The sequence below is a fragment of the Halobacterium rubrum genome (assembly GCF_021729015.1).
Classification (GTDB): Archaea; Halobacteriota; Halobacteria; order Halobacteriales; family Halobacteriaceae; genus Halobacterium; species Halobacterium rubrum.
Map to the genome: position 1 here is coordinate 691995 of NZ_JAJQQZ010000002.1, position 13592 is coordinate 705586.

The 13592-nt window shown below is 69.7% G+C and carries 11 protein-coding genes and 1 other RNA gene; 5 read left to right on the forward strand and 7 right to left on the reverse strand.

Annotation, left to right across the window (positions count from 1 at the left end; genetic code table 11):
* Window positions 1-64: 64 nt before the first annotated feature.
* Complete coding sequence (locus LT971_RS11075; protein WP_237006983.1) at window positions 65-313, forward strand: hypothetical protein; 249 nt, start codon at window positions 65-67, stop codon at window positions 311-313.
* Here the strand turns inward: LT971_RS11075 and LT971_RS11080 are convergent.
* Genes LT971_RS11080 through LT971_RS11090 form a run of 3 tightly spaced genes read right to left on the reverse strand, consistent with a single transcriptional unit; the run spans window position 310 to window position 3488 of the window.
* Window positions 310-1182 carry an ABC transporter ATP-binding protein gene (locus tag LT971_RS11080; RefSeq protein ID WP_237006984.1) on the reverse strand — a complete coding sequence of 291 codons (873 nt, stop codon included), beginning with the start codon at window positions 1180-1182 and terminating at the stop codon, window positions 310-312. The two genes, LT971_RS11075 and LT971_RS11080, sit on opposite strands and share 4 nt — an antisense overlap.
* A 2-nt stretch (window positions 1183-1184) precedes the next feature.
* Window positions 1185-2306 carry a FecCD family ABC transporter permease gene (locus LT971_RS11085; RefSeq protein ID WP_237006985.1) on the reverse strand — a complete coding sequence of 374 codons (1122 nt, stop codon included), beginning with the start codon at window positions 2304-2306 and terminating at the stop codon, window positions 1185-1187.
* 9 nt (window positions 2307-2315) lie between these two features.
* The gene (locus LT971_RS11090; RefSeq protein ID WP_237006986.1) at window positions 2316-3488 is read right to left on the reverse strand and encodes an ABC transporter substrate-binding protein; all 1173 of its coding nucleotides are present in this window, start codon (window positions 3486-3488) and stop codon (window positions 2316-2318) included.
* A gap of 255 nt (window positions 3489-3743) precedes the next feature.
* Between LT971_RS11090 and LT971_RS11095 the strand changes: the two genes are divergently transcribed.
* Together LT971_RS11095 and LT971_RS11100 are read left to right on the forward strand one after the other, a co-directional pair.
* On the forward strand, window positions 3744-6479 hold the full coding sequence (locus tag LT971_RS11095; RefSeq protein WP_237006987.1) for a valine--tRNA ligase: 2736 nt from the start codon (window positions 3744-3746) through the stop codon (window positions 6477-6479).
* Between the two features lie 56 nt (window positions 6480-6535).
* Window positions 6536-7642: an aminopeptidase gene (locus LT971_RS11100; protein WP_237006988.1), complete on the forward strand. Its 1107-nt coding sequence runs from the start codon at window positions 6536-6538 to the stop codon at window positions 7640-7642.
* Window positions 7643-7806: 164 nt separating this feature from the next.
* Here the strand turns inward: LT971_RS11100 and LT971_RS11105 are convergent, their stop codons facing one another.
* Entirely contained in the window at window positions 7807-9027 is a 1221-nt protein-coding gene (locus LT971_RS11105; protein WP_237006989.1) for an outer membrane protein assembly factor BamB family protein, read from the reverse strand.
* Window positions 9028-9226: 199 nt separating this feature from the next.
* Between LT971_RS11105 and LT971_RS11110 the strand changes: the two genes are divergently transcribed.
* Window positions 9227-9460, forward strand: a complete 234-nt coding sequence (locus tag LT971_RS11110; protein WP_237006990.1) for a hypothetical protein — start codon at window positions 9227-9229, stop codon at window positions 9458-9460.
* 76 nt (window positions 9461-9536) lie between these two features.
* On the opposite strand, the gene rnpB is transcribed toward LT971_RS11110, so the two are convergent.
* An RNA gene (rnpB, locus tag LT971_RS11115) (RNase P RNA component) lies at window positions 9537-9946 on the reverse strand.
* A 261-nt stretch (window positions 9947-10207) separates the two neighbouring features.
* Here rnpB and LT971_RS11120 point away from each other — a divergent pair.
* Window positions 10208-10840 carry a TIGR00296 family protein gene (locus LT971_RS11120; RefSeq protein ID WP_237006991.1) on the forward strand — a complete coding sequence of 211 codons (633 nt, stop codon included), beginning with the start codon at window positions 10208-10210 and terminating at the stop codon, window positions 10838-10840.
* A 27-nt stretch (window positions 10841-10867) separates the two neighbouring features.
* Here the strand turns inward: LT971_RS11120 and LT971_RS11125 are convergent, their stop codons facing one another.
* Entirely contained in the window at window positions 10868-12022 is a 1155-nt protein-coding gene (locus tag LT971_RS11125) for a nicotinate phosphoribosyltransferase (protein ID WP_237006992.1), read from the reverse strand.
* A gap of 87 nt (window positions 12023-12109) precedes the next feature.
* Entirely contained in the window at window positions 12110-13588 is a 1479-nt protein-coding gene (locus tag LT971_RS11130) for an Hvo_1808 family surface protein (protein ID WP_237006993.1), read from the reverse strand.
* Window positions 13589-13592: the final 4 nt, after the last annotated feature.

Sequence of the window (13592 nt, forward strand, 5' to 3'; positions counted from 1 at the left end):
GTAGCGGTGAGTCCAGCGAGCGGGAACCAGAACACTTCAGACGCCTCGCGCGGAGCCATCGACCATGCGAACCCTCCCGACGGTCCTCGCCGTGGTACTGTTGAACGACGCCGCCCTCCTCGTGTTGCTGGACGCCACGCCGCCCGGGATGACGGTCGTCCTCGGTGGAACGCTCGTGTCGACGGCGGCGGTGGTCGCCGCCGTGTCGGTGACCGGCGACAGCGAAACGTCGCCGCCGTCGCGGCGGGAACTACAGGAGGACGTCGAGGCGCTGCGCGAGCGCGTCGACCGGCTGGAGGGCGAGGACGCCTAATCTAGCGGGCGCCGGGGAACGATTCGGGGCTCGTCGTCGTAGGTAACGGCGGCATCGACACCGAACACGTCAGCGAGCAGCGACTCGGTGACGACGTCCTCCGGTGGCCCCCAGTCGTAGACCTCGCCGTCGTCGAGCGCGACGAGGTAGTCGGCGAACCGGGCGGCCTGCTGGAGGTCGTGGAGGACCACACAGACGGTGACGTCGCGGTCCTCGTTGAGCGTGCGGACGACCTCCATCACGCGCAACTGGTGGTGGAGATCGAGGTACGTCGTCGGTTCGTCCAGCAGGAGGACGTCGGTGTCCTGGGCGAGCGCCATCGCGACGAACGCGAGTTGCTTCTGGCCGCCGGACAGCTCGGAGACGGGCGTGTCCCGGAGGTGGTCGACGCCCGCGAGGTCGATGGCGCGGTCGATGGCGGCGTGGTCCTCGGAACCCATCGGGTCGAGGAACCCCCGGTGGGGGTAGCGGCCGTGCGCGACGAGGTCGCCGACGGTGAGACCGCCGGGGGCGTCGTTCTCCTGGGCGAGCAGGCCGAGTTCGCGGGCGAGCTGTTTCGGCGCGCGGTCGTGGACCGCGCTGCCGTCGAGCAGGACGGTGCCGGCGTCCGGCTCCAGCTCCGCCGAGAACCCCTTGAGGAGCGTAGACTTCCCGGAACCGTTCGGGCCGACGAGCGCCGTCACCTCGCCCTCGGGGACGACGATGTCCTCGCAGTCGACGACGGTGGTGTCGCCGTAGCCGAGTTCGAGGTCGCTGCCGAGCAGCGCCGCCGACTCCACGGGGTCCTCGTCGGTGACGGCGTCCGCGCCGGTCGCGTCGGCGGGCGTCGATTCGTCGGCGTCGGTGTCTGGGTGGTGTGTCGGTGGCATGCTCAGAACTCGTTGAAGGACTCCGTGCGGCGCAGCAGGACGAGGAAGTACGGGCCGCCGACGAGGCCGGTGACGACGCCGACGGGCACCTGGACGCCGCCGAGGCCGAGCCGGGCGACGACGTCCGCGACCACCACGAGGGCGGGGCCGACGAACAGACAGCCGACGAGCAAGCGCCGGTAGTCGCTGCCGACGACGGTGCGGACGGCGTGCGGGACGACGAGCCCGACGAACCCGACGAGGCCGGCGACGGCGACAGCGGCGGCCGTCGCGAGGATGGCCAGCGCCGACAGCCCGAACCGGAACGTCTCGACGCGCATGCCGAGCGCGCGGGCGCGGCGTTCACCGAGCAGGAGCACGTCCAGCTGGCGGGCGGCGACGAGCGCCGCCGGCACCACGAGCAGCGTCGGGGCGACGACCAGCCGGACCTCGGTCCAGCCGACGCCGGTCAGGGAGCCGGCGAGCCACGAGATGGCGGTGCGCATCGCGCCGTTGGAGTCGATGAAGTAGAACACGCCCGTCTGGAGGCTGTTGAAGATGGTGCCGACGACGACGCCCGCGAGCACGAGTCGGACCGGCGTCGTGCCGCCGCGCCACGCGACGGCGTACACGAGCAGGAACGCGCCCGTGCCGCCGACGGCCGCCGCGAGCGGCAGGAGGTACGTGCCCAGGGAGAAGACGATGGTGAGGACGACCGCGAAGCCGGCGCCGGAGGAGACGCCGAGGACGTAGGGGCTGGCGAGTTCGTTGCGCGTGATCGCCTGGAAGATGGCGCCGGCGACGGCGAGGTTCGCGCCGACGAAGACGCCGACGGCGACCCGGGGGAGCCGCATCGTCCACACGACCGCGCTGGCGTCCGAGAGCACCGAGAGGTCGCGGTAGACGCCCAGAAATTTCGCGTGGCCCTCGCCGAGCAGGATGGTCGCGAGCACGTCGGGGTTCGTCCAGACGGCGCGGTCGAACAGCGCCCGCCAGACCGTCTCGACGGGCATCTGGTAGGCGCCGTACCGGATCTGGACGAGCGCGGCCAGCAGGACGGCGAGGGTGCTGGCGACGGCGATGCCGACGAGCTTCCCGTCGAGGTCGGGAACGAGGACGTCTCGTGTGCGGGACTGGCGGGACATGGTTGGGGGCTATCCGGTGACGATGGACGCGAGGTCGTCGCGGTCGAACAGTTCGCCGGAGACCGTCTCGGGGTAGAGCTGCGTGGCGAACCGCTCGGTGAGGAACAGGTGCTGGATGGGACCCATGAAGATGGGGCCGCCGCGGTAGACGTCGCCGTTCTCGACGGCCGTGATGCGGCTGGCCGTCTCGTGGTCCTGCATGAAGGAGACGACGGTGTTCTGGAACTGCTCGGGGGTCTTGTCCTCGTGGCCGCGCACGAACAGCACCTCGGGGTCGAGGTCGAGCAGCGTCTCGTAGTCGATCTTCGAGCGCTGGCTCTGCGAGAGCGCTTCGACGTCGGAGTTGGCGATCGCGTCGCGGACGTTCAGGTCGTGGAACGCCTTCTTGTTGGCGCCCTCGCCGCTGAGGTGGTACGGGGAGAACTCCTCCGGCTGGTTGCTGCCGCCCCAGACGAGCGCGGCGCGTGGGCCCTCGCTGGGCACGTCTTCGGCGAGGCGGTCGACGAAGTCGTCGTGGAACGACCGGAACGCCTCGAAGCGCTCGGTCTCTTTGAACGCCTCGGCGACCGTCTCGAAGGCGCCGTACAGCGTGTAGTAGTCGTAGTCGTGCCAGCCGTCCGTGCGGCGGAAGATGGTGTTGCCGAAGAACGGCGCCGAGCGCTCCTCGATGAACTGGATGTCCTCGGCGTTCATCTCGAAGACGTTCGTGAGCCAGTTCGGGTCTATCAGGTAGACGTCGGGTTCGAGCTGGAGCAGCGTCTCCCGGGTGACGCCGGCGTTCACGAGGTCGGTGATCTTCTCCTCCTCGATGCTGACGCCGTCGAGTTCGTCGTACTGACCGGTGTGGAAGCGAGAGAGCTGACCGACGGACGTGATGGCGTCGCCGTGGCCGAGCGCGACGAGCATGTCGGCGTAGCCGGGCATGTAGACGGCGGCTTCCTCCGGGACGCCGTCGAACTCGACCTCGCCGACAGGCGTCATCGAGACGGAGTACGACTCCGAGGATTCGGCTGTCGTCTCCTCGTTCGCGGCCTCGGTGGTGTCGGCCGCAGTGGTCGTCGCGTCGTCGCTCGTCGGCGTCTCGGTGCCGTCGCTGCCGCTCTCGCCGGGGCTGGCGCAGCCCGCGAGGAGGCCGGCGAGCGTGGCGGTACTACCCGCTCTGAGGAACGTGCGTCGTCGCATACTCGGTTTTGGTCCCCCTAAAGTAGAAAAGCCCGTCGGTTTTTCGGTGAGCCTAAACGAGAGTGTGTGTCAGAGACACACCGCCCAACGGCGCCACGGAACCTCGCCACGAGGACGGGAAGGTTTATCACCGCGCCACCGCACTTCGGACGTATGCGCGTCGGTTCCGCCGTAGTACGTGTGTGAATCCATTTCTCTGGCCGAGCCACGCGACCCGGCCGGTCAGCAGCGGGACCGACGACCGAGACACCACCCATGACAGAGCTCCCGGACAGCTACGACCCCGACAGCATCGAACCCAAGTGGCAAGACGAGTGGCAGGCGAGCGACGTCTACAGCTTCGACCCCGGCGAGTCGGACACCCAGTACGTCGTCGACACGCCGCCGCCGTACCCCTCCGGGAACCTCCACCTCGGGCACGCGCTCGGCTGGTCGTACATCGACTTCGTCGCGCGCTACCGACGCCTCAAGGGCGACGCCGTCCTCTTCCCGCAGGGCTGGGACTGTCACGGCCTCCCGACCGAGGTCAAAGTCGAGGAAGTCAACGACATCCACCGCACGGACGTCTCCAGCGACGAGTTCCGGGAGATGTGCATCGACTGGACGGACGACCGCATCGACGAGATGAAGGCCACGATGCAGGAACTCGGCTTCTCCCAGGACTGGGACGCCGAGTACCGCACGATGGACCCCGAGTACTGGGGGAAGACCCAGGAGTCGTTCTCCGCGATGGCCGAGGACGACATGATCCACCGCGACGAGCACCCCGTGAACTGGTGTCCGCGCTGCGAGACCGCCATCGCCGACGCGGAGGTCGAGAACGTCGACCGCGACGGCACGCTGTACTACGTCACGTTCGACGGCGTTGACGAGCAGAGCTCGTCAGGCCGTCAGGCGGAGTCTGACGACGTCGACAACGACGACAGGGAGGGACGAAGTCCCTCTGGCTCTGCGGCGGAGCCGCAGAACATCGAGATCGCGACCACGCGCCCCGAGCTGCTGGCGGCCTGCGTCGGGATGGCCGTCGACCCCGACGACGAGCGCTACGAGGACCGCATCGGCGACACGTTCGAGGTGCCGCTGTTCGGCCACGAGGTCGAACTGCTGGCCGACGACGAGGTCGACGCCGACTTCGGCTCCGGCGCGGTCATGATCTGTACGTTCGGCGACAAACAGGACGTCGACTGGTGGGCCGAGTACGACCTCGACCTGCGCGCGGTCTTCACCGAGGACGGCCACCTCGGCGAGCAGGCCGGTGACTTCGCCGGGCTCGCCATCGACGAGGCGAAAGCGGAGATCGCCGCCGCCCTCGACGACGAGGGCTACCTGAACGACACGGAGCCGACCGAGCAGAGCGTCGGCGCCTGCTGGCGCTGCGACACCCCCATCGAGATTCTCTCCAAGGAGCAGTGGTTCGTCGAGGTCGACCAGGACCTCATCCTCGAGAAGGGCGAAGAGGCCGACTGGATTCCGGACCACATGCACGACCGCCTCGTGGACTGGACGGAGGGCATGGACTGGGACTGGGTCGTCTCCCGCCAGCGCGTCTTCGCCACCCCCATCCCCGCCTGGGAGTGCAACGAGTGTGGGCACTGGCACATCGCCAGCCGCGAGGAAGCGCCCGTCGACCCCACCGAGGACGACCCCGCCGTCGGCGCCTGTCCCGACTGTGGTGCCGAGGACTGGACGGGCGAGACCGACGTGATGGACACGTGGATGGACTCCTCGATTACGCCCCTCCACCTCTCCGGGTGGCCCGAAGACATCGACCTGGCGGACTTCGAGCCGGTCGACCTCCGGCCGCAGGGCCACGACATCATCCGCACGTGGGCGTTCTACACGCTGCTGCGGACGGGCGCACTCACCGACGAGAAGCCCTGGGACGACGTGCTCGTCAACGGCATGGTGTTCGGCCCGGACGGCAACAAGATGTCCAAGAGCCGCGGGAACGTCGTCGAACCCGACGAGGCCATCGAAGAGCACTCCGCCGACGCCGTCCGGCAGGCGCTCGCGCTCGGCGGCCGCCCCGGCAGCGACGTCCAGTTCCAGTGGAAGGAGGTCAAGTCCGCCTCCCGCTTCCTGACGAAGCTCTGGAACATCGCGAAGTTCTCCGCCGGGCACTTCGACGAGGACACGCCCGACATCCAGGACCCCGCCTACCGGGACGCCGACCGCTGGCTGCTCTCGGAGCTGTCGACGGTCTGCGAGGAGGTCGACGAGGCGATGAGCGAGTACCGCTTCGACCGCGCGCTCCGCACGCTGCGGGAGTTCGCGTGGGAGGACCTCGCCGACGACTACGTCGAACTCGTCAAGGGCCGGCTGTACAACGGCCGCCCCGGCGAGCGAGCCGCCGCCGAACACACCCTCTACACGGCCGTCACCGCAGTCGCGCGGCTGCTCGGGCCGTTCAGCCCGCACGCCACCGAGGAGATCTGGCAGTCGCTGCCCGGCACCGAGGGCAGCGTCCACACCGCCGACTTCCCGAGCGTCGACTACCGCGACGAGGAGGCCGAACTGGCGGGCGAGCGCATCGCCGAGGTCGCCAGCGACGTCCGCGCGTGGAAGTCCGACCAGGGCATGCCGCTGAACGCCGACCTCGACCGCGTCGAGCTGTACTTCGACGGCAGCGACGGCGACAGCGCCCGGCTGGACACCTACGACCTCAGCGAGACCGTCAACGCCCCCATCAAGCTCGTCGACGGCCGGCCGGACGTCGAGCTCGTCCCCGTCGAGGTCGAGGGCGACGACTCCGAGATCGGGCCGGAGTTCCGCAGCGACGCCGGCACCGTCATGCAGGCCATCCAGGCGGCGGACCCGGCCGCCATCCAGGCGCAGATGCACTCCGGTGACACCGTCACCGTCGAAGCGGACGGCCAGTCCTTCGAGCTGGACGCCGACTGGCTCGAGGTCACCGAGGAGTACCGGGCCGCGTCCGGCGAGGAAGTGAACGTCATCGAGGCGTCGTTCGGCACCGTCCTCGTCTACGAGTAACCCCCGGCGCCGCCCGGAACCCGGCCGCTTTTTCGCGTGCCGCCCGGACTCAGGGTATGGACTCACGCGTCGCGGAACACGCCGAGGTGCTCGTCGACTGGAGCGCGCGAATCGAAGACGGCGACAACGTCGTGTTGAACGTCGGTCCGGACGCCCACGAGCTCGCCGTCGCCGTCGCCGAGACGGTCGGGGAGCGCGGCGCGAACCTCGTCACGACGTACTCGTCCGGCGAGCTCAGCCGTGCGTACAAACTCGGTCACGGCGAGGACTTCGACGACGACCCCGCCCACGAGCTCGCGCTCCTCGAGAACGCCGACGTGTACCTCTCTATCGGCGGCGGCCGGAACCCCAGCGAGGGGTCGGACGTCCCCGCCGACGTCCGCGAGGCCTACGGCAAGTCCCGGGAGGAGCTCCGGGAGGCCCGGATGGACACCGACTGGGTGAGTACGGTCCACCCGACGCGGTCGCTCGCCCAGCAGGCGAACATGTCCTTCGAGGCGTACCGGGACTTCGCGTACGACGCCATCCTCCGGGACTGGGAGGACCTCGCCGACCAGATGGCGAACATGAAGGACATCCTCGACGACGGCAGCGAGGTCCGACTCGTGAAAGGCGAGGACACCGACCTCACGATGTCTATCGAGGGGCGGACGGCCGTGAACTCCGCGGCCTCCGTCGCCTACGACTCCCACAACCTCCCGTCGGGCGAGGTGTTCACTGCCCCCGAGGCGACCGAGGGCGAGGTGGTCTTCGACGTCCCGATGACCATCCGCGGCGAGCGCGTCACGGACGTCCACCTCACGTTCGAGGACGGCGAGGTCGTCGACTACGCGGCCGGCCAGAACGAGGACGTCGTCGGCGAGATTCTGGAGACCGACGCGGGCGCGAAGCGCCTCGGCGAGCTCGGCATCGGTATGAACCGCGGCATCGACCAGTTCACGGACTCCATCCTCTTCGACGAGAAGATGGGCGACACCGTCCACCTGGCGCTGGGCCGCGCGTACAAGTCGAACTTCCCAGAGGGCAGCGAGGACGAGGCCAACGACTCCGCCGTCCACGTCGACATGATCACCGACGTGAGCGAGGACTCGTTCATGACGGTCGACGGCGAGGTCGTGCAGCGCAACGGGACGTTCCGATGGGAGGACGGCTTCGAAGGATAGCGTGGCCCGGGAGGAGAGCGAGAACCGCGGGAGCTGCGAGCGGGGAGCATCGCGACCCGCGAGCAGCGCGAGAGTCGGAGCGAGCGAACGAAGTGAGCGAGTGAGACTCTCGGAAACGACGAACGGAACGAGAACCGCGAGCCAGAGCGAGCGCCGAGACGGTACTACGGCAGCGGGAGCGCGACGAGTTCGTCGGTGTCGGCGTGGCGGGTGGCGTACAGCGTGCCGTCGCCGACGGCGAGGCCGGGCTGTGCGTCGGGGCTGCCGTCGACGTCGTCGTAGCGACAGCCGGTGGTCGCGTCGTAGAGGTCGACGCGGGATTTCCGACAGCCGACGCCGGTGGCGACGACGCCGCCGCCGGCGACGATGGAACCGCCACAGCCGTCCAGTTTCGACGTCCACCGGGCGTCCCCGGTGATGGCGTCGACGGCAGTGACCGTCGCGTACGTCTGCGGGCTGCCGCCGCTCGTGCCGTAGACGACGTCGTCGGCGGCGGCGACCTGCATGTCGAGGCGGTCGTCGGTCCAGGCGGTCTCGCCGGTCTCGACGTCGAGCGCGGTGACCTGCCGGCTCTGTGGCTGGACGAGCACGCCGCCGGCGCGAACCGCCTCGTAGTACCAGTCGTCGCCCTCCCGGCGCCACCGGACTGAGCCGTCGTGTGTCGCACCGAGGACGCCGCCGGTCTCTCTGGTCACGTAGACGCCGGTGTCGTCGGCGAGCACGGATAGCGGCTTGAGCCAGTCCACCGCCTCGTCCCCGTCGGGGGTGAGGTCGTCGACGCCGCGCTGGTCGCCGGACCGGAGCGCGAACCGGTACAGCCGCCCGTAGACGGTATCGGGGTCTGTGGACGCAGTCGGGGCCTGTGCCGCGGCGACGTACGCGGTGTCGTCGTGGACGGCGACGGCGGCCCACTTCGCGCGGGTTTCGCCCGGGAGTGTGAACGACCACAGGCGCTCGCCCGACGCGGCGTCGAACGCCGTCACACCGCCGTCACCGGCGAACAAGACGCCGCCGCTGACCGCGTAGACAGAGCCGTCGGGGACCGGCTGCCGCCACTGGACGGCGCCGTCACTGGACGCGAACGCGCGGAGTTCGTCGGCGACGACCGCGTGCACGCGACCGGAAGCGACGTGGGGGCCACCGACGGCCGGCCCCTCGACTGTCCACGACGGCTCCGGGCCCCACGAGGTCTCGCAGTCCACGACGTCGTCTGTCGCCGTCGTCTCCGTGGAAGTGGTCGTCGTGCTGGTAGCGGGAGGCGTCGAGGTCGTAGTAGCTGTCGGCGTGCTGGAGTCCGTGGTGGCTGTGTCGTCGGCGGCGTTACACCCGGCGAGGGCGGCGAGACCGGAGCCGAGGGCGGCGAGGACCGAGCGGCGAGAGCGCATGCGCCGGTGGTCGCGCGTCGAACGGAAAAAGCCACTGCGGCCGACAGCCGCGCCGAGCCGCCGCGAACCGCGGGAATACTGGCCAGTAGGTCGTGCGTACCGCGAACGGAACGACAGTAGGAAGGCCCTACTACAGCGGACACGACCCCCGCACGTTATGCGTCGGGCGGACCTCTCAGTGTTTAGAGGTAACTGACTCATGGGACTTCTCAGCTCGGTCGGCGAACTCGTCGGGAGCGTCATCGCAGTGGCGCTACTGCTCGTGCTGGCAGTAGTGAGCTTCTTCGTGACGATCTTCATCGTGGACGCAGGCGCGAGTCTGGCGGGGCTCAACCCCGGCGACGACTTCGTGACCCTCGCTGCGGCGTTGCTCACGGCGGGCGCCATCGTCGGCGGCGCGACGCCGCTGACCGCCATCGCCGGGGCGCAGTAACAGAGACTCTCGACTACTCGGTTGATTTCGAGGAGCGTGTCGCTCGACGAGCCGTCGGCTCGTCGGCGCCGAGTAGAGCTGAGGGGAGTAAGCCCCCTTCTGTTCGGCCCGGCATTCGGCTGAGCGTCCACGCGGCCCCTCTCGGGTGGTTCGAGCTACCTCGCACGCGTGGACTTGCACCGGCGGGGGTTGGCCGTTCCATCGCTCCCCTCCCACGGGCGACGCCGCAGACGCGGCGTCGCCGGGTGGCTAACAGCTTGCGCCGTTCGCCTATCCGTGACCGGGTGCCCCGGTCACGCTTCCCTCGGCGGGTTAGCTTCCTTCCCTTCCGGGTCGGGTCGCGCGCCTCATCGGTGTGAGAGGGACGTGTCGTCTCTGTTCCAGTGCCGGCGGTCTCCCGCCCCGGACTTGCGTCCGGCCGCCTGCCCGAACGGGTGGGGGGACTTTCCTCATGCCTCGCGGCACGGGAGCCGGGCTCCCTCTGCCCACTCGACGTAGGCGGGGCGCGTCGTTAAGGGGTTCGGTTCCCGGAGTACGCGGCGCGTCGAAGCACCGACCGACGAACCACGAATGTATTCGGCCGTACGTTTGCGAAACGAACCGCTAACGTGTAGCTAATCAAGTACTTACGGGCTAGCCGGTAGTTCCTGCCGTGGTTTCGAGTGGTCCGTTCACAGATAGGAATCCTTCACGGTTTTCGCGCACAAGGGAAGGCTTGAAGTCTGTCGCCGGCGTAATACGCTTCGTATGGGCCAGGGCCAGACAGTAGACCTTTCCTTCGAGGACGGCGCTCGCACGGTAGAGCTCGCTCGGGAGTCCGTGGAAGCGTTCGTCCAGAACGGCCAGCGGGAGCAGCCGGGGAGCATGCGGGATGCGTTCTACAACCGAACCAGCGCGTTCGTGCGCCTCGAGTCGACCCGGGGCCGCGGCCGACTGCGTGGGTGTGCCGGCGCCCACGAGTCCGTCCGCGAACTCGGGAACCGCGACCAGCAACTCGGGCACGCCATCGTCGAGGCCGCCATCGAGGCCGCCTCCGACGCGTCGTGTGGCTCGGAAGTCGAGCCAGCCGAACTCGAGAACATCGAGGTGTCGGTGTGCACGGTGTCGAATCTGGTGCTCACCGACGACCCCGTCGAGGACATCGAGCTCGGCGTCCACGGCGTCGCCATCGACGGCGACGGCCAGCACGGCTGGATGTACCCGACACTCCCCGTCGAGAACGACTGGAGCGTCTTCGAGTACCTCGACCGTACCTGCCGGAAGGCCGGCCTGCCGGACGGCGCCTGGGAGGACGACGACGTGATGGTGACGCTGTTCGAGGGCCAGGTGTTCCGGGAGACGGGCGACGAAGAGGAGCCAGTCGAAGAACTCACGGCGTAGCCGAAGCGGCGGCCGCGACCGCGATTCCTACTCGGTGTCCCGCCTGAACGACACAGCGTCGGCGTCGTCGAGTGCGCGCGCCGCGGCGTCGTCGACGTCGAACGTCCTGACGAGGTCGCCGTCCCGCAGCAGCGGCTCCAGCAGCGACGACGCCCCAGTCGGGCCGGGTCGGGTGGCGAGCCCGACGTGGTGGCCGCCGTCCCGGGTCCGGTAGACGTCTTTCTTCCCGGAGAGCTTGCCGCGCTTGGCCGCCGGTTCGCCCTCGACTTCGACGATGTCCAGCGCGAAGTCGACGGGGTCGGCGTTCGAGACGTGGCCGCCGACGCCGAAGCCGTCGGCGACGTCCCGCAGCTCCCGGAGGTCGGTCGGCCCGAGGCCCCCGGAGACGAAGACGTCGACGTCGCTGCGGCCGACGGCGTCCAGCTCCCACTGGATCTCGCGGACGATGTGCCGGAAGTCGCCGCGCCGCGAGGACGTGGTGTCCAGTCGGACGCTGTCGAGGTCGTCGCCGAGTTCGTCGACGGCCCGCAGCACCTCGTCTTTCTCGTCGCTGTACGTGTCACAGAGCGCGACCCGGGGGACGTCGTCGCCGACGCCCTCGTTGGACGCCCGCCAGGCGGCCTCCTGTTCGCCACGGCCGAAGCAGATGACCAGCGCGTGGGGCATCGTGCCGCCGGCCTCGCGGCCGATGACGTCGCCCGCGGCGACGTGCGAGAAGCCGTCGAGGCCGCCGACGAGCGCCGACCGCTCGACGACCGCCGCCAGCGACGGGTGGACGTGGCGCGCGCCGAAGCTCAACACCTGCGAGTCCGGGGCGGCCCGTCGGGCTTCGAGTGCGGCGGTCGCGATGCCCGAAGCGTGCGAGAGGAAGCCCAGCAGTGAGGTCTCGTAGCGCGCGAAGTCCCGGTAGCCCCCCTCGATGCGCATCACGGGACCGCCGTCGAACAGCGTCCCCTCGGGGAGCGCGTCCACGTCCACGGGGAGGCCCTCGAGGAGGTGGGCGGCGTCTTTCACGCCGGCGAGCAGTTCGAACTCGCTGGTCGGGAACTGGTCGGCGGTGACCTCCGCGACCACGTCGGGGTTCCGGCCGGCGTGGTCGAGGGCGGCCTCCGTGCGTTCGAAGTAGGCGTCCGTCGCGCGCCCGCTCTCGATGGCGTCGGCGTCGACGATGTCGAAGGTCACGACGCGACCCTCCGCGAAGTCAGCATACTCCCCGGTTCTCCCGCCCGAGCGAAAAACCCTCGGCTCCCGGGCTGGCGGCGCCAGCAGTCAGCGAGGCTCGTGGACGGCGTCGAGGTCGTCGACGGTCGGCGCATTCACGATGGTGACGCGGTCGTCGTCGACGGTCACGCGGAAGGCGTCCGCGAACTGGCTCTCGCCCTCCGGGATGCGCCAGACCTCGCCGCTGCCGTCCGCGTCTCGGACCCGTTCGCCGCCCCAGTACCGGAGGAGGTCGCGGTAGCTCGCGGCGAACTCCTCGGCGTCGCCGGGGGAGTCCCACGCGATGCGCCACGCGTACCCGAGGTCGCCGTCGGCCTCGTGCTCGTACACCCACAGGCGTTCGCCGTCCCAGCCCTCGACGGGCGTCGTCGTGTACTCGAAGGGGTCCTCGGCGTTCACCTCGCCGTCCTCGTAGTTCAGGAACTCCCGGGGGGACAGCACGACGCCGTCGCGGCTGTCGTCGTAGGCGGGGTACGCGAACATCGCCGTGAGCCCGCCGACCCCGACCTCGCCGTAGGGCGCGCGGCCGTCGACGGACACGCGCTGCCAGTCGGCCGTCGAGCGGTCCCGGAGCGTCGGGTCGCTGGGTTCGCCCTCGCCGTACTTCTCGGGCTGGGCGACCTGCTCGCTGGACGCCGGCGGCGCGTCGTAGAGGTCACCGACTGCCTCCCACCCACCGTCTTCGGCGTCGCCGTCGCCGTCGTAGACGTGCTCGACGAACCCGGGGCCGTCGCTGTACGGGAAGTACTTCATGACGTAGACGCCGAGGTGGAGGTCGCCGCCACCACCGCCGCCGCCCTCGTCGGTGACGCAGTCCCACGCGGCGCCACAGCGGTCGCCGTACTGCTGGTCGACGAACCGCGCGTCACCCTCGATCAGGCCGCTGTTGGCGTTCGCCCGGTCGCGGGTCGGGGTGTCGTAGCCGGCGCCGAGCTGCCGGAACTGCAGGGCGTGCACGAGCTCGTGGCCGAGCGTCGTCTCCCGGATCTGGGGCGTCTCCGTCGGAGAGACGACGACGATGCGGTCCGCGGCAGACGAGTAGAACCCGAGGACGTTCGACCCGCGGTTCGACCGCTGGACGTCGATGGCGTCGCTGTCCTCGCCGACGAGCAACAGCGCCTCGAACTTCGCGTCGTCGAACGTCCGCAGCGTCTCGCTGGTGTTCCCGGCGTTCGCGTACTCCTCGCGGTACGTCTCCCGGGACACAACGTCGACGTCGACCGGCGACTGGAACTCGACGCCGCGGAGGCGCTCCACCCGGGCCATCGAGCGGTTCACGACCATCTCTCGTTCGGTCCCGTTCAGGCCGTCACCGGTGGTGACGGGCAGGCTCTCGTTGTACCAGTAGCCGCCCTCCCAGCCGAGCACGTCCTCGTCGGGGTCGGCGAGGTCACTCGGCGCTGATTCGGGCTCGCCGACCGTCGGCTGCTGTCCCGGCTGGCTCTCGGCTGCCGGCAGAGCCGAACACCCCGCGAGCACGACGAGCGCGGCGACGGCGACGGCGGCGGCGGGCGTGAGCGCGCGCATACGT